General features: G+C 64.2%; 22 protein-coding genes. 13 read left to right on the top strand and 9 right to left on the bottom strand.

The window, feature by feature from the left end; all coding sequences use genetic code 11:
- The first annotated feature begins 41 nt into the window (after positions 1 to 41).
- The 5 genes from JQ624_RS02360 to JQ624_RS02340 all read left to right on the top strand — a co-directional run bounded on the left by JQ624_RS02360 (position 42) and on the right by JQ624_RS02340 (position 3,216).
- On the top strand, positions 42 to 620 hold the full coding sequence (locus tag JQ624_RS02360; protein ID WP_212417206.1) for an NADPH-dependent FMN reductase: 579 nt from the start codon (positions 42 to 44) through the stop codon (positions 618 to 620).
- 6 nt (positions 621 to 626) lie between these two features.
- Positions 627 to 1,340 (top strand): orotidine-5'-phosphate decarboxylase, encoded by a 714-nt coding sequence (pyrF, locus tag JQ624_RS02355; RefSeq protein WP_212417205.1) that lies wholly within the window; start codon positions 627 to 629, stop codon positions 1,338 to 1,340.
- A 23-nt stretch (positions 1,341 to 1,363) separates the two neighbouring features.
- On the top strand, positions 1,364 to 1,666 hold the full coding sequence (locus tag JQ624_RS02350; protein WP_212417204.1) for a DUF1330 domain-containing protein: 303 nt from the start codon (positions 1,364 to 1,366) through the stop codon (positions 1,664 to 1,666).
- Between the two features lie 77 nt (positions 1,667 to 1,743).
- A complete protein-coding gene (dapB, locus tag JQ624_RS02345) occupies positions 1,744 to 2,559 on the top strand; it encodes a 4-hydroxy-tetrahydrodipicolinate reductase (protein ID WP_212417203.1) in 816 nt (271 codons plus the stop codon).
- 33 nt (positions 2,560 to 2,592) lie between these two features.
- Entirely contained in the window at positions 2,593 to 3,216 is a 624-nt protein-coding gene (locus tag JQ624_RS02340; RefSeq protein WP_212417202.1) for a 2,3-bisphosphoglycerate-dependent phosphoglycerate mutase, read from the top strand.
- Positions 3,217 to 3,312: 96 nt separating this feature from the next.
- Here JQ624_RS02340 and JQ624_RS02335 read toward each other — a convergent pair whose 3' ends face one another.
- Together JQ624_RS02335 and JQ624_RS02330 are read right to left on the bottom strand one after the other, a co-directional pair.
- A complete protein-coding gene (locus tag JQ624_RS02335) occupies positions 3,313 to 4,209 on the bottom strand; it encodes a bifunctional helix-turn-helix domain-containing protein/methylated-DNA--[protein]-cysteine S-methyltransferase (protein ID WP_212417453.1) in 897 nt (298 codons plus the stop codon).
- Positions 4,210 to 4,329: 120 nt separating this feature from the next.
- Positions 4,330 to 4,851, bottom strand: coding sequence for a DUF2244 domain-containing protein (locus JQ624_RS02330; RefSeq protein WP_212417201.1), 522 nt, complete (start codon positions 4,849 to 4,851; stop codon positions 4,330 to 4,332).
- 22 nt (positions 4,852 to 4,873) lie between these two features.
- Between JQ624_RS02330 and nth the strand changes: the two genes are divergently transcribed.
- The 4 genes from nth to JQ624_RS02310 all read left to right on the top strand — a co-directional run bounded on the left by nth (position 4,874) and on the right by JQ624_RS02310 (position 8,922).
- Positions 4,874 to 5,647 (top strand): endonuclease III, encoded by a 774-nt coding sequence (gene nth / locus JQ624_RS02325; RefSeq protein WP_212417452.1) that lies wholly within the window; start codon positions 4,874 to 4,876, stop codon positions 5,645 to 5,647.
- 151 nt (positions 5,648 to 5,798) lie between these two features.
- The gene (locus JQ624_RS02320) at positions 5,799 to 6,851 is read left to right on the top strand and encodes a type III polyketide synthase (protein ID WP_212417200.1); all 1,053 of its coding nucleotides are present in this window, start codon (positions 5,799 to 5,801) and stop codon (positions 6,849 to 6,851) included.
- A complete protein-coding gene (locus tag JQ624_RS02315) occupies positions 6,848 to 7,363 on the top strand; it encodes an isoprenylcysteine carboxyl methyltransferase family protein (RefSeq protein WP_212417199.1) in 516 nt (171 codons plus the stop codon). The genes JQ624_RS02320 and JQ624_RS02315 overlap by 4 nt, the downstream gene beginning before the upstream one ends.
- On the top strand, positions 7,360 to 8,922 hold the full coding sequence (locus JQ624_RS02310; RefSeq protein ID WP_212417198.1) for a DHA2 family efflux MFS transporter permease subunit: 1,563 nt from the start codon (positions 7,360 to 7,362) through the stop codon (positions 8,920 to 8,922). The genes JQ624_RS02315 and JQ624_RS02310 overlap by 4 nt, the downstream gene beginning before the upstream one ends.
- Here JQ624_RS02310 and JQ624_RS02305 read toward each other — a convergent pair.
- Positions 8,919 to 9,671, bottom strand: coding sequence for a sulfate transporter family protein (locus JQ624_RS02305; RefSeq protein ID WP_212417197.1), 753 nt, complete (start codon positions 9,669 to 9,671; stop codon positions 8,919 to 8,921). The two genes, JQ624_RS02310 and JQ624_RS02305, sit on opposite strands and share 4 nt — an antisense overlap.
- Before the next feature lie 128 nt (positions 9,672 to 9,799).
- Here JQ624_RS02305 and JQ624_RS02300 point away from each other — a divergent pair, with 128 nt between their 5' ends.
- The gene (locus tag JQ624_RS02300) at positions 9,800 to 10,747 is read left to right on the top strand and encodes a hydroxymethylglutaryl-CoA lyase (RefSeq protein ID WP_212417196.1); all 948 of its coding nucleotides are present in this window, start codon (positions 9,800 to 9,802) and stop codon (positions 10,745 to 10,747) included.
- Positions 10,748 to 10,764: 17 nt separating this feature from the next.
- On the opposite strand, the gene JQ624_RS02295 is transcribed toward JQ624_RS02300, so the two are convergent.
- On the bottom strand, positions 10,765 to 11,520 hold the full coding sequence (locus JQ624_RS02295; RefSeq protein WP_212417195.1) for a Spy/CpxP family protein refolding chaperone: 756 nt from the start codon (positions 11,518 to 11,520) through the stop codon (positions 10,765 to 10,767).
- An 86-nt stretch (positions 11,521 to 11,606) separates the two neighbouring features.
- The gene (locus tag JQ624_RS02290; protein ID WP_212417194.1) at positions 11,607 to 14,066 is read right to left on the bottom strand and encodes a heavy metal translocating P-type ATPase; all 2,460 of its coding nucleotides are present in this window, start codon (positions 14,064 to 14,066) and stop codon (positions 11,607 to 11,609) included.
- 50 nt (positions 14,067 to 14,116) lie between these two features.
- Here JQ624_RS02290 and JQ624_RS02285 point away from each other — a divergent pair, with 50 nt between their 5' ends.
- Positions 14,117 to 14,392 carry a metal-sensitive transcriptional regulator gene (locus JQ624_RS02285; RefSeq protein WP_027540012.1) on the top strand — a complete coding sequence of 92 codons (276 nt, stop codon included), beginning with the start codon at positions 14,117 to 14,119 and terminating at the stop codon, positions 14,390 to 14,392.
- A gap of 26 nt (positions 14,393 to 14,418) precedes the next feature.
- On the opposite strand, the gene JQ624_RS02280 is transcribed toward JQ624_RS02285, so the two are convergent.
- The 3 genes from JQ624_RS02280 to JQ624_RS02275 all read right to left on the bottom strand — a co-directional run bounded on the left by JQ624_RS02280 (position 14,419) and on the right by JQ624_RS02275 (position 16,017).
- Complete coding sequence (locus tag JQ624_RS02280) at positions 14,419 to 14,637, bottom strand: DUF2933 domain-containing protein (protein WP_212417193.1); 219 nt, start codon at positions 14,635 to 14,637, stop codon at positions 14,419 to 14,421.
- 48 nt (positions 14,638 to 14,685) lie between these two features.
- The gene (locus tag JQ624_RS39245) at positions 14,686 to 14,817 is read right to left on the bottom strand and encodes a hypothetical protein (RefSeq protein WP_283816890.1); all 132 of its coding nucleotides are present in this window, start codon (positions 14,815 to 14,817) and stop codon (positions 14,686 to 14,688) included.
- 201 nt (positions 14,818 to 15,018) lie between these two features.
- Positions 15,019 to 16,017: a YiiX/YebB-like N1pC/P60 family cysteine hydrolase gene (locus JQ624_RS02275; protein WP_212417192.1), complete on the bottom strand. Its 999-nt coding sequence runs from the start codon at positions 16,015 to 16,017 to the stop codon at positions 15,019 to 15,021.
- Between the two features lie 189 nt (positions 16,018 to 16,206).
- Between JQ624_RS02275 and JQ624_RS02270 the strand changes: the two genes are divergently transcribed.
- On the top strand, positions 16,207 to 17,601 hold the full coding sequence (locus JQ624_RS02270) for an NAD(P)/FAD-dependent oxidoreductase (protein WP_212417191.1): 1,395 nt from the start codon (positions 16,207 to 16,209) through the stop codon (positions 17,599 to 17,601).
- Positions 17,601 to 18,269 carry an adenine nucleotide alpha hydrolase gene (locus JQ624_RS02265; RefSeq protein WP_212417190.1) on the top strand — a complete coding sequence of 223 codons (669 nt, stop codon included), beginning with the start codon at positions 17,601 to 17,603 and terminating at the stop codon, positions 18,267 to 18,269. Before JQ624_RS02270 ends, JQ624_RS02265 begins: the two co-directional genes overlap by 1 nt.
- 42 nt (positions 18,270 to 18,311) lie before the next feature.
- On the opposite strand, the gene JQ624_RS02260 is transcribed toward JQ624_RS02265, so the two are convergent.
- Positions 18,312 to 19,082, bottom strand: a complete 771-nt coding sequence (locus JQ624_RS02260; RefSeq protein WP_212417189.1) for a sulfite exporter TauE/SafE family protein — start codon at positions 19,080 to 19,082, stop codon at positions 18,312 to 18,314.
- Between the last annotated feature and the right edge of the window lie 5 nt (positions 19,083 to 19,087).

The raw sequence follows: 19,087 nt of genomic DNA, 5'->3' as shown, positions 1-19,087 counted from the left end.
GCGCTGTCGCGCGGGTTCGTCCTGAACGCGATTTCTGACATATGTCCGCAGTGAAAATCCTCGTGATCCCGGGATCGCTCCGCACCGGCTCGCTCAATGCGAAGCTGGCGGCCGTTGCCGCGCATGCACTGGCGCAGCAAGGCGCCGAAATCACCCGGATCTCGCTCGGCGATTTTCCGCTGCCGATCTATGACGGCGACCTGCAGGCGAAGTCCGGCGTGCCGAAGCACGCGGTCAATCTGAAGCGCATGATGGCGGGCCATCATGGCGTGCTGATCGTGACGCCGGAGTACAATTCCTCGGTGCCGGCGCTGGTGAAAAACACCATCGACTGGGTGAGCCGGGTGCAGGACGCGCACGAGACCCGCGGGCAGGTATTTCGCGAGCGGGTGTTTGCGATCGCCTCCGCCTCCGGCGGGCGGCTCGGCGGCGCCCGCGCGCTGGCCGCGCTGCGGCTGATCCTGTCGGCCTGCCATGCCCAGGTGATCCCGAACCAGTTCGCATTGTCGTTTGCCGACGATGCCTATGACGAGATGGACCGGCTGAAGAATGCTGCCGACAGCGAGGCGCTGAAAGCGCTGGTGCGGCAGTTGATCGACGTTTCCCAACGCATGATGTGAGGTGACATGCAGCCAGCCGTAATCGCTCCGAAGGACCGCCTGATCGTCGCGCTCGATCTGCCCGGGGTGGCCGAGGCGGAAGCGCTGATTGCGCGGCTCGGTGACAGCGTGAGCTTCTACAAGATTGGCTATCAACTGGCCTATGCCGGCGGATTGCCACTGGCGCAGCAATTGGCCAAGTCCGGCAAGAAGGTTTTTATCGATCTCAAGCTGCACGACATCGGCAACACGGTGGCGCGCGGCGTCGAGAGCGTCGCAAAGCTTGGCGCGACCTTCCTCACCGTGCACGCCTATCCGCAGACCATGAAGGCCGCGGTCGAGGCGCGCGCCGGATCGGGCCTGAAGATTCTCGCCGTCACCGTGCTGACGTCGTATGACGACGGCGATCTGCATGCCGCGGGCTACCGCCTCAACGTCTCCGACCTGGTGGAAGCGCGCGCGCAGCAGGCGCAGGTGCTCGGCGTCGACGGCCTCGTCAGCTCGCCGGAAGAGGCGGCGGCGCTGCGCAAGATCGTCGGTCACCAGATGAATCTGGTGACACCAGGCATTCGCCCGGCGGGTGCGGCGACCGGCGACCAGAAGCGCATCATGACGCCGGCGCGCGCCATCGCCGCCGGCGCGGACTATCTGGTGGTCGGACGGCCGGTTACGGAAGCCGCCGATCCCAAGGCGGCGGCGGACGCCATTCAGGCGGAAATCAAACAGGCGTTGGCAAGGTAGCGAAACAAGAAACGGAGAGTGAGATGGCCAAGGGATACTGGATCGCGCGTGTCGACGTGCACAATGACGAAGGCTACAAGGCCTATGCCGCGGCCAACCCGGCCATCTTCAAGAAATTCGGCGGGCGCTTCGTCGTGCGTGCCGGCAAATTCACGGCCATCGAAGGCCAAAGCCGCTCACGCAATGTGGTGATCGAATTTCCCGACTATGAGACAGCGCTGGCCTGCTACCACTCGCCGGAATACCAGGAAAACATCAAGGTGCGGCTGCCGCATTCGGTCGCCGATCTCATCATCATCGAAGGCTATGATGGCCCGCAGCCCTGAGGGGCCGGACGCGTGGCGGGCCCTGATTGGTTGCCGGAACAGCCTGCCCCGGCTATACCCCGTTCAGAGGTAAAGCCATGGCCGATATGCGATTGATCGTTGCGGGGGCCGGCGGCCGGATGGGCCGCGCGCTGGTGCGCGTCATTTCGGATACGCCGGGCGCGGTGCTGGCCGGCGCGCTGGAAGCGCCGGGCTCGGAACTGCTGGGCAAGGATGCCGGCGTGCTCGCGGGATTGCCGGAGAATGGCGTCAAACTTTCGGCCGACCTGTGGACGCTGTCGGCCGATGCCGACGGCATTCTGGATTTCACCGTGCCCGCCGCCACCATCGCCAACGTCGCGATCGCCGCCCAACGCGGCCTCGTGCACATTGTCGGAACCACCGGGCTGTCGGTGTCCGACATGGCCGTGATCAAGAGCGTCACGTCGCGCGCGGTGGTGGTGCAATCTGGCAATATGAGCCTCGGCATCAATCTGCTCGCCGCGCTGGTCAAGCGCGTCGCGCAGTCGCTGGACGAAAGCTTCGACATCGAAATCCTCGAAATGCATCACAGGGCCAAGATCGACGCGCCATCGGGCACCGCCTTCCTGCTCGGTGAAGCCGCCGCCGCCGGCCGCGGCGTCGATCTGCATACCCATTCGGACCGTGGCCGCGACGGGAATACCGGCGCGCGCCGGCCGGGCGATATCGGCTTTGCGAGCTTGCGCGGCGGCACCGTCACCGGTGATCACAGCGTGATCTTCGCCGGCGCCATGGAGCGCATCGAACTGACCCACCGCGCCGAGGACCGGACCATGTTCGCGCAAGGCGCCGTGAAAGCCGCGCTATGGGCGCACGGCAGGAAGCCCGGCTTCTACACCATGGCCGACGTGCTCGGCCTGACCGATTTCTAATCCCATCCGAAACGAAAAACGGAAATCCTTTCAATGAGCGACCGTCTTCTCGTGCTCGTGCGGCACGGCCAGAGCGAATGGAATCTGAAAAACCTGTTCACCGGCTGGAAGGACCCTGATCTCACCGAACAGGGCATCGCCGAAGCCAAGGAGGCCGGCCGCAAATTAAAGGCACAAGGGCTGACGTTCGACGTTGCCTTCACCTCGGTGCTGACCCGCGCCCAGCATACGCTCGACCTGATGCTCGCCGAGATCGGGCAGACCGGACTGCCGACGATGAAGAACCTCGCGCTCAACGAGCGCGACTACGGCGACCTCTCCGGTCTCAACAAGGATGACGCCCGCAAGAAATGGGGCGAGGACCAGGTGCTGGTCTGGCGCCGCTCCTACGACGTGCCGCCGCCCGGCGGCGAAAGCCTGAAGGATACGCTGGCGCGTGCGCTGCCTTATTACGTGCAGGAGATTCTGCCCTGCGTACTGCGCGGACAGCGCACGCTGGTCGCCGCCCACGGCAATTCGCTGCGTGCGCTGATCATGGTGCTGGAGAAGCTGACGCCCGAGCAGATTTTGAAACGCGAACTCGCAACCGGCGTGCCGGTGATCTACCGGCTGAATGCGGATTCGACCGTGGCGACGAAGCTTGATCTGGCGGCGTGAGCGCGATCTGGAATCGTAGGGCGGATTAGCGAAGCGTAATCCGCCGTCTTATCGAACCGTTCGGTGGGTTACGCTTCGCTAACCCACCCTACGACGTCAATGCAGCCCAACCTGTCCGGCTTCCCAGCCGAGCATCGCCTGTTTCCGTGTGATGCCCCAGTGATAGCCGGTCAGCGCGCCGCCCTTGCCGAGCGCGCGATGGCAGGGCACCACGAACGACACCGGGTTACGGCCGACCGCGGCGCCGACGGCGCGTGACGCCTTCGGGTTTTTGATCTTGCTGGCGATGTCGGAATAGCAGACCGCGCGGCCCATCGGGATTTTCAAGAGCGTCTCCCACACCCGCACCTCGAAATCGGTGCCGATCAGGACCACGCGGAGCGGCTGGTCCGGCCGCCATAGTCTCGTGTCGAAGATGCGTTGCGCGAGGCCAATGGTGCCGTCGTGGTCCTCGACATAGGTGGCGTTCGGCCAGCGCCGCTTCATGTCGGCAAACGCCGTCGGCTCCTCGCCGGGATCGGCGAAGGCAAGCCCCGCCAGCCCGCGCTCGCTCGCGATCACGATCGCGGTGCCGAAGGGGCAAGCGTGGAAACCGTAGCGCAGCGTCATGCCGGCGCCGCCGTTCTTCCATTCGCCCGGCGACATCGCTTCATGGGTGACGAACAGGTCATGCAGCCGGCCCGGGCCCGATAGGCCAGAGTCGAGTGCGGCATCGAGCACACTGGCGGAATCGCGCAACAGGCCCTTGGCGTGATCCAGCGTCAGCGCCTGCATGAAGGCCTTCGGCGTGAGCCCGGCCCAGCGGCGGAACAGATGGTGCAGTTCGTCCGGCGTCACCGCAGCGGCATCCGCCATCGCCTCGATGGTCGGCTGCGCACGCCAGCGCTCGGAGATGAAGGCGATGGCGCGCCGAACTGAATCGTAATCGCGCAGCGCGGCGTTCTGGTGGCCCGGCCTGGCCAGACGCTGGTCATGTATGGCTGATATCATCATGGGGTCTGATTTAGGGCTCATGCGCGCTTCAAACCACCCGATTTCCGACAAGCCAACGTAGCGTTTTCGAGCGAAGTGGGAACCGGGTCGCGTGAAGAAAACGCGTCAAAAAAGAAAGCCTTAAGTGATGGGATTGTAGCTGACGCCGCGCTTGGCGGTCTGTAGTGCGGCCAATAAGGCTTTGGCAAAGCTAGCTTTTTCGTCCGGTCCAAGAAAGTGGCCGATCGAGACCCGGCGGCCGCGAGAGACCAGGTAAAGCCGCTCGATGCCAAATTCAGGGTCGCCGGTCTGTTCGAGCCGCACCCAGAGCGGATTGAACGACCATTCGAGCAGATGGCCGCGATGGTTGACGCGCCGCACGCGCAATTCCGACGGCGTCACCACGATATCCTCGGTGGCGTCAGCGCTGCGAAAATTGATCCGGAACGCCCAGTAGATCACCAGCGCGTCGAAGCCGAAAAATCCCAAAACCGGCCAGGCGCCCATCAGCCAGAATGCGACGCCGGCGACAAAGCTGACCGCGCCGATGAACGTCATCAGCACCAGAAAGCCGGTTCGATTGAGCGAGCGATGCGGCGTCACCCGCGCCGAAAACAGCGTCGGCTGGTCGAGCGCCGGATCAAAGTCGTTGCCTGCGGTCATCGCGTATCAGTATATCCCGATCATGGCCAAAATCACCCGCTCTGTCAGCGCCAAAAAATCCCGCGTTCCGTTCGTGCCGAAGAAAGTGGCAAAGAAGGCCGCCAAGGCGTTGCCCAGCCTTGCGAAGAAATCAGCCAAGCCAAAATCTCTAAAGCCAAAACCCTGGACACCGGCCGAGGTCCACGAGGCGTTCAGCCGGTTTCGCAAAGCCAGTCCGGAGCCGAAGGGCGAGCTCGAGCATCTCAACCCCTATACGCTGCTGGTCGCCGTGGTGCTGTCGGCGCAGGCAACGGATGCCGGTGTCAACAAGGCGACGCGCGCGCTGTTTGCGGTGGCCGATACGCCTTCGAAGATGATCGCGCTCGGCGAGGAGAAAGTGCGCGAGTACATCAAGACGATCGGGCTCTATCGCAACAAGGCCAGGAACGTCATCGCGCTGTCGGAAAAACTGATCGCCGAATTCGGCGGCGAGGTGCCGCGCACCCGCGCCGAGATCGAGACGCTGCCCGGCGCCGGGCGCAAGACCGCCAATGTCGTGCTCAACATGGCCTTTGGCGAGCACACCATGGCGGTGGATACCCACGTATTCCGCGTCGGCAACCGCACGGGGCTGGCGCCCGGCAACACGCCGCTCGAGGTCGAACTTGGGCTGGAGAAAGTGATCCCGTCCGAGTTCATGCTGCACGCCCATCATTGGCTGATCCTGCACGGACGCTACACCTGCCTCGCCCGCAAGCCGCGTTGCGAGGTGTGCTTGATCAACGATCTCTGCCGATGGCCGGAAAAGACGGTGTGAGCGACCGATCTGCCGCGACACGATTGCGACATCAAAGGGCTGCATTCAAATTATAGTGAATGCCGAAAGCCGTTCGATGACGGCAGTCGACGAAATATTCGCATGATCGCGCGGTCTCATATGTTGGAGTACCGAAGGCGGGGACAGCGACATGAACCACACGGCCGCGCTGGTTTCGCTGGCGACCTCGATTCCGCCATATCAATTCCATCAGAAGCAAATCCTCCAGGCTGCGCACGACCTCCTCGCTGATCGTTACCCGCAGTTCGAGACGCTTTCGAGCCTGTTTGCCAATACCGGCATCCGCCATCGTTATGGGGTCAAACCGATCGAATGGTATCTCGAGCGGCGTGGCTGGCCGGAGCGGACACGGGCTTTCCTGGAAGGCGCGGAATTCCTGTTTGTCGATGTCGCGCGTAAAGCCATCGCGCGTGCCGATCTCTCGGCCAGCGACATCGATACCGTCGTCACGGTATGTTCGACCGGCATCGCGACGCCGACGCTGGAGGCGCGCGTCGCCGGCAAACTCGGCTTGCGTAGCGACGTGTCGCGCGTGCCCGTTTTCGGTTTGGGGTGTGGGGGCGGCGTGTCGGGGCTGTCGATCGCGGCGCGCCTTGCGCAGGCGCGGCCCGGTACAAACGTGCTTCTGGCCGCACTCGAACTCTGTACGCTTGCGGTGCGCCACGATGAGTTGACCAAGGCCAATATCGTCGCCGCCAGCCTGTTCGGCGACGGTGCGGCGGCCACTATTCTGCGCGCCGGTGACGGAGGCGCGACCCGGATCGAGGCCACGGGCGAAAAACTGTGGCCCGATACGCTCGATATCATGGGTTGGAGCGTCGATGCCGAGGGATTTGGCGTCATCTTTCAGCGGACGATTCCCGATTTCGTTGCCGAGCATCTCGGTCCTGCGGTCACCGAAATTCTCTCCCGGATGAAGCTTTCGGCCGGAGATGTCGATCGCTTCATCTGTCATCCAGGCGGAACGAAAGTGATTGCCGCGCTCGAGCGCGCGCTGGCGCTGGATCAAGGGACACTCGATCACGAGCGCGAGGTCATTGCCGACTATGGCAACATGTCGGCGCCGACCGTATTGTTCGTGCTCGAACGTGCCATTGTGCACGGCCTGCCGGCGCGGTCGCTGCTGACCGCGCTCGGCCCCGGCTTCACCGCAAGCTGCGTCGCGCTGCGGCACGCTGCGTGAGCCTGGCGTCAACCATTCTCCTGCTGGTCACGCTGCAGCGACTGGGTGAGCTCGTTCTCTCCCGCTACAACACAAGTCGGCTCCTGGCGCGCGGTGCGATCGAGGTTGGCGCCGGTCACTATCCGCTGGTCGTGTCGGTTCATGCGGCGTGGCTGATCGCCCTGTGGATCTGGGGCCGCGATCAGGACCTCATTCTCCCGGCACTTGCGGGCTTCATCGTGCTGCAAGGCTTGCGGCTGTGGATCCTTGTCACACTGGGGCCGCGATGGACAACGCGCATCATCGTGTTGCCAGGTGAGCCGCTGGTGGCGTCGGGGCCCTACAGATATCTTGCGCATCCCAACTATGCGGTCGTCGCCGGAGAGATCGCGCTTCTTCCGCTCGCATTGCATCTGCCCCTGCTGGCGCTGATTTTTACCGCGCTCAACGCTGCGGTGCTCGCAATCCGGATTCGTACCGAAACGCACGCGCTCTCCGCGACCAGCGGACGGCTTGCGCGCCCGATCCAATGAGCAACCGGCAGGAGCCCCCGTCTGGCGCCCCGGTCGTCACACCTTCTATCGGAACCTGGGCCGGCTTCCTCCTGATGTGCCTTGGCATGTTCATGGCGATCCTCGACATCCAGGTGGTGGCCACGTCATTGCCGGCCATCCAGCAGGCGCTTGCGATTTCCCCCGATGCGATGAGCTGGGTCCAGACCGCCTATCTGATCGCGGAGGTCGTCGCGATTCCCCTGACCGGCCTGTTCACGCGCGTCCTGACCTTGCGATGGCTGGTCGCCGCAGCGGTGGCGCTCTTTACCCTTGCATCGATTGGCTGCGCCTACAGCGGCGGCTTTGCCGTGCTGCTTGTATTCCGCGTGGTGCAGGGATTTGCCGGCGGCGTGCTGATCCCTGCGGTCTTCACCGCGGTATTCCTGCTGTTTCCGCACAGGCTTCACGCCGTCGCCACCACGATCGGTGGGGTCGTCGCGGTGCTGGCGCCGACGGTTGGTCCGGTGGTTGGCGGCTGGATCACAGAGACCTGGTCGTGGCCGTGGCTGTTCCTGATCAACGTTATCCCCGGGCTGATCGTGACCTCGGTGACCCCGTTCCTGCTACCGCGCCAGGACACGGATTTCGTTGAGCTTGCGAAACTGGACAGCGGTTCTCTCGTGCTGCTGGCCGCGGCCCTGGCGGGCCTCGAGATCGGGTTGAAGGAAGCGCCGCACTATGGCTGGTTGTCACCCACTTGCATGGTCTTGCTGGCGGGAAGCGCGGTCGGCCTCGGTTTCTTTGTCCAACGCAGCCTGGGCGCCGAGCATCCGACGGTGCGGCTTGGTACACTGCAGCGGCGTTCGTTTGCGGTCGGCTGCGCCTTGAGCTTTTGCCTTGGCGTTGGTCTGTTCGGCTCGGTCTATCTGATGCCGGTCTTTCTCGCCTTCGTGCGTCGTCATGATGCCTTCGAGATCGGCACCGTCATGCTGGTGACCGGGATCGCGCAGCTCATCGCCGCCCCCATCGCCGCGATCCTGGAAAGCCGGATCGGCGCGCGCGCGCTTACCGGCGCCGGTTTCGCCCTGTTCGCGCTGGGGCTCGGCTTGAGCGCCATTCAGCCGCGCACGGCCGATTTCGACGAGATGTTCTGGCCGCAAATCGTCCGCGGTGTCGCAATCATGTTTTGCCTGTTGCCGCCGACGCGCATCGCCCTGGGCGCGCTGCCCGAATTTGAAGTCGCCGACGCCAGCGGGTTGTTCAACCTGATGCGGAATCTCGGCGGCGCCATCGGCATCGCGCTGATCGACACGATCCTGTATGGCCGCAGCGCAATATATGCCGAGGACTTTCGCGTTCGCCTGCTGGCGGGAGATATCAGCGCGGCGAAGGCGATCGGCCTCGATCCGGCGCTGCTCGCCAACCGGCCGCCGGGTCCGCCCGACGCGGCTGCCGTGGCGTTCGTGCGGCCGATGGTCGAGAAGGCGTCGCTAGCGCTCTGCGTCAACGAAGCCTGGGCGATGCTCGCCTGCGTGGCGATTGCGGGCGTGCTGCTGGTGCCGTTTGCCCGCGATCGGCGGGATCCCAAAGCCAGTTAGACGGTGGGAACGCCGGTCCGCCGTGCCGGCTCGATCAGTTCGGGCCGCGGTCCGGACAGGCGTTTGTGCATGTGAACCATGAAGGCCATGCCGAACAACGGCGTCGCCAGGTTGACGATCGGGATCGACACGAAGGCTGCGATGAACAGGCCCGCGGTGAACACGGTGGCCGCATTGTCCTTGCGCATCGCCTTGGCTTCGGCCGGCGAGCGGAACCGCATCGCCGCGAGTTCAAAGTATTCGCGGCCGAGCAGCCAGGCGGTGGCGATGAAGAAGATCAAAAAGCCCGCGCCCGCGAACAGCACAAAGGGCAGCGCGATCAGATAGACCAGGATCGTCAGCAGCGCGGTCTTGATTCCTTCCGGAATCGCGACGCCGAGCGGCAGCGCGTCGCCGGGGCGCTCCGCCGGATAATGTTCGCGCTCGACATGCTCGGCGACGTCATCGACGAACACGCTCGCGACCAGCGAGGTGACCGCCGGCATCAGGAAAATGCCCCCGAGGACGACACCGAGCCCGGCCGCGATCGAGATGATCCAGGACAGGATGTTGAGCGTCGTGTGAAAGCCCGGCCCCAGCATCGCCTCGGCCCAGACTTCGCCGTAATCCGCAAACCAGCTCAATGCGCGCTGCAAGCCGATGGCCAGCACCGTGATCAGCACCAGCGCCAGCCCGATCGAGCGCCACAGGATGGTGCGCATCGGCGGCGACAGGATCTGCGAAATCGCCTTGACGGCGGCGTCCAACATGGCGGTTCTGCCTCTTGTGAAAAAGCCCTCGCGAGAGGTAGATACCCCCAAGGGTTTCGGCAAGGGTTTCGACAAGAGCCTGCCGGCCCCCGGGGAAACAAGATCGCCGTCAAAAACAAGAGGTTGCCATGACCCGCGTCCAGGAACTCTATCCCGACAGCAAAATCATTCTGCGCGAGGTGGGGCTGCGCGACGGCCTGCAGCTGGTGAAGACATTTCCGTCGACCGAAGCCAAGCAGCGCTGGATCCGCGACGAGTATGCCGCGGGCGTGCGGCACTTCGAGGTCGGCTCGTTCCTGCCGGCAAAGACCTTTCCGCAATTCGCCGACGTGCGCGACATCATCGGGACCGTGGCCTCGCTGCCCGGCGCCTACGGCATCGCGCTGACGCTGAACGAGCGTGGGGCCAACGAGGCGCTGGCCTCCGGCGTCGCCGAGGTGGCGACGGTGGTCTCGGCCACCGAGGAGCACAGCCAGGCCAATGCCAACCGCTCGCGCGAGTCAGCGATTGCCAATGTCAGGCGGCTCTGCGAGCTGCGCGACGCCAGCGCGCACAAGCCGGTGGTGAACTCCGCGATCTCGATGGCGCTGGGATGCTCGATCGTGGGGGCAGTCGATCCGAAGGAAGTGCTGCGGCTGACGGAAAAGCTGTTCGAGGCCGGCGTCGACATGGTCGCGATTGCCGACACCGTCGGCTATGCCGGACCGAAGCAGGTCGGGGAATTGACCGCGGCCGCGGTGAAGATCGCAGGCTCGAAGCCGATCTGCATTCACCTGCACGACACAAGGGGCATGGGGATTGCGAATGCGTCCGCGGCGCTCGACGCCGGCGCGCGCGTGCTCGACGGATCGCTCGGCGGCCTCGGCGGCTGCCCATTCGCGCCCGGTGCGACCGGCAATGTCGTGTTCGAGGATCTGGTGTTCCTGTGCGAGAGCAAGGGATTCAAGACGGGTATCGATATCGAGAAACTGATCGCGGTGCGCGCGATATTGAAATCGGAGATGCCGGGCGAGGCGCTGTATGGCGGACTGGCGCGCGCCGGACTGCCGCGCGGCACGGCAGCCAAGGCGGCTTGATCCGGAATCGTCAGCGTTTACTTTTTGCCCATACCCATGCTGCCCATGCCAGGCATGCGTCCCTGTTCCTTCTGTTCGGGGGACCTCTGATCAGGCATCATCGCCATCGCTGCCATTCCCATATGCGGGGCGAGGAGGTCGTTGGCCGTCTTCTTCTGATCGTCCGACAAGACCTCGTTTAGTTTAACGAAGGCGGATTTCATCGCTTTGGTGCCGTCGAGCCGCGCGGCCAGCCACTGCTCTTGCTGCTCCAGCCGGGCTGACAAGGCGGAAGCCGGTTGTCCATCGCCGGGCTTTGGCATCATCGTTGCACGAACTTCCGTGAGCTTCCTGGCATTCGTGCGCAACGCATCGGCAAATGCGTTCCATGCGTCAGCCTGCGCGTCGGTGATCTTCAGTTCGGCGCGCAGAAAAGCAATGCGGCCTTCGATGCGATCGATGGTCGCCATCCCGTCCGTGCCGCGACCCATCATGCCCATCATTTGCATAATCCCGATCGAGTGCATAGCGGACATGTTGCCCATCATCTCCTTCATGTCTTTCATCATGCCCATCATCGGCATGTTGCCCATACCGCCGCCCATCATGCCCATGCCGCCCTGCGGTGCGGCGCCGGCCGATGGGCTCGGTGCGGGAGCCGGGCTTGCCGGGGCCGCCGCCGATTTTTCGCTGTCCGCGGGGTGGGAATGATCGTGTCCGGCCGGGGCTTGCGCCCACGCCGGAACCGCAAGTGCCGCGACCGTGAGGGCGGCCGCCATCGTCAAACGCGTCATGGCAAAATCTCCCGTTGCTGAGGGTTCAGCATTTTATCGACAGGATGGCCCCGCCGCCGGCCACGGCCTTGATGCACGTCAAGTTGTTACAGCCGCGTCATCCGCAGCCGCAACGCGTTGCCGACGACGCTTACTGACGACAGCGCCATCGCCGCGGCCGCGATGATCGGCGACAACAACAGGCCGAACGCAGGGTAGAGAATGCCCGCGGCAATCGGGATGCCGGCGGCGTTGTAGATGAAAGCAAAGAACAGGTTCTGCCGGATGTTGCTCATGGTCGCCTGGGAAAGCCGTCGAGCGCGGACGATGCCGCCAAGGTCGCCCTTCAACAGGGTGATCCCGGCGCTCTCCATTGCGACATCGGTACCGGTTCCCATGGCGATGCCGACTTCGGCGGCGGCGAGCGCCGGCGCGTCGTTGACGCCGTCGCCGGCCATCGCGACGATCCGTCCGCTCTTCTGCAGTTTTGCCACGACAGCGCTCTTCTGATCGGGCAGCACTTCTGCCTCAACGTCGGTGATTCCGAGGCTGCGAGCGACGGCGTTCGCGGTGGTCTGGTTGTCGCCGGTCAGCATGATGACCCTGATACCCTCCGCCGCCAGCGCCTTCAGCGCATCCGGCGTCGATGCTTTCACGGGGTCGGCGATGGCGAACAATCCCGCCAGTCTGCCGTCGACAGCCACATTGATCACGGTGGCGCCATCGCCGCGCAGACGTTCGCCCTGTTCGTTCAATGACTGTGCATCGATGCCGAGCGACTGCAGGAAATTCGTATTGCCGAGAACGACGGTCCTGCCATCGACCTTGCCGGTGGCGCCCTTGCCGGTCGGCGAGTCGAATTCGTCTACCTTGCCGAGATCGAGATTGCGCTCTTTGGCCGCCCGCACGATGGCATCGGCCAGCGGGTGTTCGCTCGCCCGCTCGACGGTCGCTGCCAGCCGCAGAATATCGGTCTCGTTAAATCCGTTTGCCGGAACGATGGCGACCACCTTCGGCTTGCCCTCGGTCAGCGTTCCCGTCTTGTCGACCACCAGCGTGTCGACCTTCTCCATGCGCTCGAGCGCTTCGGCGTTCTTGATCAGAACGCCGGCCTGCGCGCCACGCCCGACGCCGACCATGATCGACATCGGCGTGGCAAGGCCGAGCGCACAGGGGCAGGCAATGATGAGCACGCTGACAGCAGCCACCAGGCCGAACGCCATGCGCGGCTCCGGCCCGAACCAGGCCCAGGCGCCGAACGCGATCAGCGCCACGACGATGACGATCGGCACGAACCAGCCGGAAACCTGATCGGCCAGCCGCTGGATCGGTGCCCGCGAGCGCTGCGCATCCGCCACCATCTTCACGATCTGGGACAGCAGCGTGTCGCGCCCGACCTTGTCGGCACGCATCACGAACCCGCCGGACTGGTTGAGCGTGCCAGCGATGACCTTGCTGCCTGGCTCCTTGGTGACGGGCATGGATTCGCCGGTCACCAGCGATTCATCGAGCGACGAGCGGCCCTCGAGAATGATGCCGTCGACCGGTACCTTCTCGCCCGGCCGAACCCGCAATTTGTCGCCGACCGCCAGCGCGTCGATTTCCACCTCATGGTCGGTGCCATCGTCGCCGATCCGGCGAGCCGTTTTCGGCGCAAGTTGCAGCAGCGCCTTGATGGCGCCTGATGTCGCCTCGCGGGCGCGCAGCTCAAGCACCTGGCCGAGCAGTACCAGCACGGTGATGACGGCCGCCGCTTCGAAATAGACCGCAACCGCGCCACCATGGCCGCGGAAGGTGGCCGGAAAGATGCCGGGCGCGACGGTTCCGATGACGCTGTAGACATGGGCCACGCCGGTGCCCATCGCGATCAGCGTGAACATGTTGAGATTGCGCGTGACGAGCGACTGCCAGCCGCGCACGAAAAACGGCCAGCCGGCCCAGAGCACGACAGGGGTGGCGAACACGAGCTGGATCCAGTTCGACAAGGTCGGATCGACCCAGCCATGGCCGCCGACCAGATGTCCGCCCATCTCCAGAACGACCGGCGGCAGGGAAAGCACGAGCCCGATCCAGAAGCGGCGCGTCATGTCGGCGAGTTCCGGATTGGGCGGCGCATCGAGGCTCGCGATCTCCGGCTCCAGCGCCATGCCGCAGATCGGGCAGCTTCCGGGGCCGACCTGGCGGATCTCGGGATGCATCGGGCAGGTGTAGATCGTTCCTTCCGGCACCGCGGCCTTCGGTCGGCTATCCTTTTCCAGATAAGCGACGGGATCGGCGGCGAATTTGGTGCGGCAGCCGGCTGAGCAGAAATGATAGGCTTCGCCGCGGTAGTCGAAGCGATGCTTGCTGGTCGTGGCATCCACCGTCATGCCGCAGACGGGGTCGCGCACGCTCGCCGCATTGTGGGCGTGATGATCGTGATGGGAATGGTCCGTGTGGCCGTGACCGCCGCAGCAGGCGCTGTTGGCCGTTTCCCTGGCCGGCGCTTTCGCATTCGCCCCTGACGAACAGCCGCATCCGGACTTTTCCGCGCCGCCTTGATCGGCGTTCTTGTTGGCCTCGTTCATGACATTCTCCGGCTCTTGTAACCCATACCCTGTAGGGGTATATAGGCGGCATGAGAAAAGACATCAAGGCATCCTGTCAAAAACGCCTGAGCCGGATCGAAGGCCAGGTCCGCGGCCTGTCCAAGATGGTCGACGAGGACCGCTACTGCATCGACATCGTCACCCAGATTTCGGCGGTGCGGGCGGCGCTGCGGCGCGTCGAAGAAGAGGTTTTGAGGGATCACGTGTCGCATTGCGTCGAACACGCGATCACCAGCGGCAACAAGGCCGATCAGCGGGAAAAGATTGCCGAACTGATGGCCGTGATCGGTCGCTCCGACAGGTAGCATCGGCGGCATCTCATGTTGACAGGTCAGCGGCGTTCAGTGGATCGGCCTGTCTGCGATCTGTGACCGGAATGATGGTGATGTCCGAAAAGATGCATCAACGGACATGCAAGCAGCAGCAGATAGGGCAGCGCCGCAAGGGCATGACCCGTATGTGTCGCCAGCAGGTAGACGCCAAGCGCGGCCACCACAAGCGTTACAGCCAACCCCGACCTGGAGCCGAGAAAACCATTGAGCGCATTCATGGGCTTTTCCAAACATCGGTTCGCGCTTCCCTGAATACCGTGCGACGCTCAAGCTGATTTGAGCCAGATCAAGCGACCGGCCATATACAGCAAGATCGGCGTGGTAATCTTCCGCAGATCGAAATGAGCAGGGGGCTTGGTTGCTCGCGCCTGTGCAGAGCCAACCTCGGTGAGCGCCATGTTGCCCTCCTCCAAACGAAAGCACAAGAATTTGCAACTTGGAAAGCTATGTCGCGCGGGAGCCGGGCATTTTGATCCAGGTCAGCCGGCAACAAAGCCGTAGAGGGCCAAAGGCGCCCTTGCGCCGTGCCCACCATTCATCCGAATTGTTGGCCTGGATTGGTGAGCACGCTTCGCTTTGCCCACCCTACGATCCCGTATCTACGCCACCATCTCCGGCGCCTTGTCGCGCGGCTTCATGCGACGTTCCGGCGGGCGGACCGGGACGTATTCGACGGCGAGGTAATGTTCCGACACGGTGACGCGTTCGATGATCGTCGCTTCGACGGTCGCTTCTTCAATAGTCACTTCTTCAGCCGGAAGCGACGCTTCCTGGTCAATCTCTTCAGGAGCAAGCGGCGGCGATTTGACCTCTGGAAACACACCGAATTCGCCCGCTACCTCCTGGAGCGGCTTCTGCTTGTCGGCCCAGTGCAGGGCTGTGTAGTCGAAGCCGTGCACGATGGTGGGTTTGACGATTTCGAAATAGGGCGAGATGTCGAAATCGCGCGGCATGTAGAGCGAGGAATCGCGGATGTGCAGGATCTCGCGCCGGGCCTTCCGCGAGGCGGCGCGGGTGATCTTGGGCAGGATCGGGTAGCGCACCGCGTCGAACGCCTGCGCGATCAGCGCCGAGCAGATGATTTTCGTGGGATCGCCGGAGCCGAACGCGATCATGCGCCGGCGCCAGCGCTGCGGTACCGGCAGCGGGATCAAATAGCGCATCAGGTCGACGATGTTCTTGGTGTCGTAGCCGAAGCCGATGCGGTTGATGGCGTAGCGGCACACCGTGGTGCGGTCCTCGTAGGACAGGCCGATCGGGCGGCAGACGCGGGTGTGATAGGGAAAATATTTCGACAGCGGCGCCGAGGTCACGCCTTCGCCGATATTGGCCTCGATCAGCACATGCGGCTCGCCGTCGGGCTCGGTCGCGCCGTCGACCGGGCCGACATAGAGCGCACCGTGCGACCAGGTGGATTGCGTCAGGTATTTGATGATGCCGGAGATGCGGTTGTTGCCTTCGACCAGCAGCACATCGCCGGGCTCGATGACACCGCGCAGGTGCTCGGGGTCGCTGGGGGTGAACGGCTCATAGCCCGGGACTTCCTTCTGCAGGTAGCCCGCAATCAACTGGCCGATGGTGTCGAGCATTACGCCCATGAAACTCCCCCACGGCGGCTTTTCTTCCGCTTTTTTTGTTTCCTTATCATGGTCGCAAGCCGTTTCAATTTAGTTCATGCGCCAAACGGATCAATCATGATTGATTTACCATGAGTGTTGCTGCGTCACGTGAGATGCGGCACAGTTCGCTAGCTGTTCTCGCTTCTTTCAGGTCCCGGAAACCATGACATGACAATGACCCGCCGCCACTTCCTGTCGGCGTCCGCCGCATTGGCGGTGATCCCGGGTTTTTCCGGGGGACGTGCGGGAGCAGCGCCCTTGCCGCGGGAAGCCGACATCGTCGTGATCGGCGCGGGCGCGGCCGGCATTGCTGCGGCGCGGCGGATCATGGCGGCGAACCGCAAGGTGATCGTGGTGGAGGCGGCGAGCCAGATCGGCGGCCGCTGCCAGACCGACAGCTCGACCTTCGAGGTGCCGTTCGATCGTGGCGCGCGCTGGATGCACAATCCCGAGACCAATCCGATGATCAAGCTGGCGCGCGCCGCCGGTCTCGAGATCACGACCGCGCCCTCGGGCCAGAAGATCCGCATCGGCCGCCGCAACGCCCGCGCCGGCGAGACCGAGGAATTTCTTGCCGCCCTCGTGCGCGCCAACCGTGCCATCGACGAAGCCGCGCGGCGGTTCGACGTCTCGTGTGCCTCCGTGCTGCCAAAGGACCTCGGCGACTGGGCCGCCACGGCGGAGTTCGTGTTGGGGGCCAGTTTCTCGGGCAAGGATCTGAAAGATGTCTCCGTCGGTGACAAGTCCCGCGCGCAGGATCGCAATACTGCGATCGGCTGCCGGCAGGGATTGGGCACGCTGATCGCAAGGCTCGGCGAGCAGGTGCCGCTGTCGCTGTCGACACCGGCCAATCGCATCGTCTGGAGCAACCGCGATGTCAGCGTCGAAACGCCGGCGGGTCGGATCGCCGCGCGCGCCGCCGTGATCACGGTGTCGAGCAATGTGCTGGCCGCAGGCAATATCAAATTCGCGCCCGACATCCCGAAGCGCATGCTCGATGCAGCTTCGAAACTGAGCCTCGGCAGCTACGACCGGATCGCACTGCAGATAGCGGGCAATCCGCTGGGTCTCGCCCGTGACGACGTCGTCATCGAGCAGAGCAATTCGACCAAGACGGCGCTGATATTCGCCAATATCGGCGGCTCGTCGCTCTGCACGATCGATGTTGGCGGCTCGTTCGGCCGCGATCTCTCCGCGCAGGGCGAGAAGGCCATGGTGGCGTTTGCGGTGGAATGGCTGGCGAAACTGTACGGCAGCGAGGCGGCGGCCGCGGTGAAGAAATCCAGCGCGACACGCTGGAACGCCGCGCCGTTCGCACTCGGCGCAATGTCGGCGGCCGGTCCCGGCGGACAATCGTCGCGAAAGGTTCTGAGCGAACCGATCGGCTGCATCTATCTCGCCGGCGAGGCGACCCATGAAACGCTGTGGGGAACGATCGACGGCGCCTGGGAAAGCGGCGAGCGGGCCGCGGAAGCGGCGTTGCGGCGGATCGGTGCGTTGAAGAATCCGGAGCCGGAGGCGCGGCCGGTGAAGCCGCGGCGGCGAGGGTCCCCGAGCAACTGATGGCACGCCCGAAAGCACTGATCTCCTGGTCGAGCGGCAAGGACTCGGCGTTCGCGCTGCATGAAGTGCTTCGCGCGGGTGAATTCGATGTGGTCGGCGCGCTGACCACGGTGACCGAGACGTTCGGCCGGGTATCGATCCACGGCGTGCGACAGGAAATATTGCAGGCGCAGTGCGAGGCCGCCGGCCTGCCGCAGCGGATCGTGCCTATACCCTATCCCTGTCCGAACGAGATTTACGAGGCGCGGATGGGCGAGGCGGTCGCGCAGGCCGCTGCCTGCGGCATCACGCACATGATCTTCGGCGATCTTTTTCTCGCGGATATCCGCGCCTATCGCGAACAGAAACTGGCAGGGACCGGCATCACGCCGGTGTTTCCACTGTGGGAGCTGCCGACGGCAGAATTGGCGCGAGCGATGATCGCAAGCGGGCTGGAAGCGCATATTGCGACTGTCGATCTGAAGAAGCTGCCGGCGGAATTCGCCGGCCGCGCTTTCGACGCGGCGCTGTTGGCCGATTTGCCCGAAGGCGTCGACGCTTGCGGCGAGAACGGTGAGTTTCACACCTGCGTGGTGGCGGGGCCGATGTTCGCGCGGCGGCTTGTGGTGAAAACCGGCGAGCGCGTCGAACGCGACGGCTACGCCTATTGCGATCTGGTGCTTGGCTAGCGCCGGAATCGTTGGCTTTGCCCAGCCTACGGATCTCGCGTGTCAGCGCAGCACGCCATCCAGCGCCGGCAGGCCGAAGATGACAGCGGCTGCGATCAGCGCGTAGCAGATCGAACGGAATACGGCTTCGCTGGCTTTGCCGAACAGCGAGGCGCCGAACCAGACGCCGATGCCGTAGACCGGGCCGACGACAACTGCGAACCGGATCGCGTCCATCGTGATCAGTCCGGCGGCGGCGTAGCTGACGGCGGAAAAGAAGTCCGACGCGCCGAAGAACAACAGGATATTGGCGCGGGCGATCACGGACGGCAACGGGCGGCCGAGCCAGTAGCCGACGATCGGCGGGCCGCCGGTCTGGGCAAGCCCGCTGCAAAAGCCGGATAGCCCGCCGACGCCGATCGAGACCGCCGCGTGGTCCTTGCCGCGGTAACGCCAGCCCGACAGCAAGAGAAGCAGCAATGCGAAGACGAAGGCGGAAATGATCCAGCGCGTCGTCACCGGTTCGAGCCGGCTCAGGAAGTAGGTGCCGATGGGGACGCCGATCAGCGCGCCTGTGACCATGACCGCGGTTGCCTTGCGGTCGGCCTTTTGCCATGCGCCCGGCAGCAGCGGCGCGGCGGCGATGAAATCGATGATCAGCAGCAACGCCGCGACCAGCCGCGGGTCAGCGATCGAGCTTGCCAGCGGCATGAAGATCAGTGCCGAACCGAACCCGGAAAAACCCCGCGCCGTCCCCGAGACGAAGGCGACCGCGCAGATCGCGATCGCCGCGTTGATGCCGACGTCAGCCGGAATGAGCGCCGCAGGGTTCATGCGGC

It is taken from the genome of Bradyrhizobium sp. AUGA SZCCT0283, from assembly GCF_018130385.1.
Taxonomy (GTDB): domain Bacteria; phylum Pseudomonadota; class Alphaproteobacteria; order Rhizobiales; family Xanthobacteraceae; genus Bradyrhizobium.
This window is presented reverse-complemented; position numbering and strand designations above follow the sequence as displayed.

Bases quoted from the DNA above. Each gene is read 5' to 3' on its own strand.
- JQ624_RS02360 (WP_212417206.1), top strand. From the start codon at position 42: ATGTCCGCAGTGAAAATCCTCGTGATCCCGGGATCGCTCCGCACCGGC.
- pyrF (WP_212417205.1), top strand. From the start codon at position 627: ATGCAGCCAGCCGTAATCGCTCCGAAGGACCGCCTGATCGTCGCGCTC.
- JQ624_RS02350 (WP_212417204.1), top strand. From the start codon at position 1,364: ATGGCCAAGGGATACTGGATCGCGCGTGTCGACGTGCACAATGACGAA.
- dapB (WP_212417203.1), top strand. From the start codon at position 1,744: ATGGCCGATATGCGATTGATCGTTGCGGGGGCCGGCGGCCGGATGGGC.
- JQ624_RS02340 (WP_212417202.1), top strand. From the start codon at position 2,593: ATGAGCGACCGTCTTCTCGTGCTCGTGCGGCACGGCCAGAGCGAATGG.
- JQ624_RS02335 (WP_212417453.1), bottom strand. From the start codon at position 4,209: ATGATGATATCAGCCATACATGACCAGCGTCTGGCCAGGCCGGGCCAC.
- JQ624_RS02330 (WP_212417201.1), bottom strand. From the start codon at position 4,851: ATGACCGCAGGCAACGACTTTGATCCGGCGCTCGACCAGCCGACGCTG.
- nth (WP_212417452.1), top strand. From the start codon at position 4,874: ATGGCCAAAATCACCCGCTCTGTCAGCGCCAAAAAATCCCGCGTTCCG.
- JQ624_RS02320 (WP_212417200.1), top strand. From the start codon at position 5,799: ATGAACCACACGGCCGCGCTGGTTTCGCTGGCGACCTCGATTCCGCCA.
- JQ624_RS02310 (WP_212417198.1), top strand. From the start codon at position 7,360: ATGAGCAACCGGCAGGAGCCCCCGTCTGGCGCCCCGGTCGTCACACCT.
- JQ624_RS02305 (WP_212417197.1), bottom strand. From the start codon at position 9,671: ATGTTGGACGCCGCCGTCAAGGCGATTTCGCAGATCCTGTCGCCGCCG.
- JQ624_RS02300 (WP_212417196.1), top strand. From the start codon at position 9,800: ATGACCCGCGTCCAGGAACTCTATCCCGACAGCAAAATCATTCTGCGC.
- JQ624_RS02295 (WP_212417195.1), bottom strand. From the start codon at position 11,520: ATGACGCGTTTGACGATGGCGGCCGCCCTCACGGTCGCGGCACTTGCG.
- JQ624_RS02290 (WP_212417194.1), bottom strand. From the start codon at position 14,066: ATGAACGAGGCCAACAAGAACGCCGATCAAGGCGGCGCGGAAAAGTCC.
- JQ624_RS02285 (WP_027540012.1), top strand. From the start codon at position 14,117: ATGAGAAAAGACATCAAGGCATCCTGTCAAAAACGCCTGAGCCGGATC.
- JQ624_RS02280 (WP_212417193.1), bottom strand. From the start codon at position 14,637: ATGAATGCGCTCAATGGTTTTCTCGGCTCCAGGTCGGGGTTGGCTGTA.
- JQ624_RS39245 (WP_283816890.1), bottom strand. From the start codon at position 14,817: ATGGCGCTCACCGAGGTTGGCTCTGCACAGGCGCGAGCAACCAAGCCC.
- JQ624_RS02275 (WP_212417192.1), bottom strand. From the start codon at position 16,017: ATGGGCGTAATGCTCGACACCATCGGCCAGTTGATTGCGGGCTACCTG.
- JQ624_RS02270 (WP_212417191.1), top strand. From the start codon at position 16,207: ATGACAATGACCCGCCGCCACTTCCTGTCGGCGTCCGCCGCATTGGCG.
- JQ624_RS02265 (WP_212417190.1), top strand. From the start codon at position 17,601: ATGGCACGCCCGAAAGCACTGATCTCCTGGTCGAGCGGCAAGGACTCG.
- JQ624_RS02260 (WP_212417189.1), bottom strand. From the start codon at position 19,082: ATGAACCCTGCGGCGCTCATTCCGGCTGACGTCGGCATCAACGCGGCG.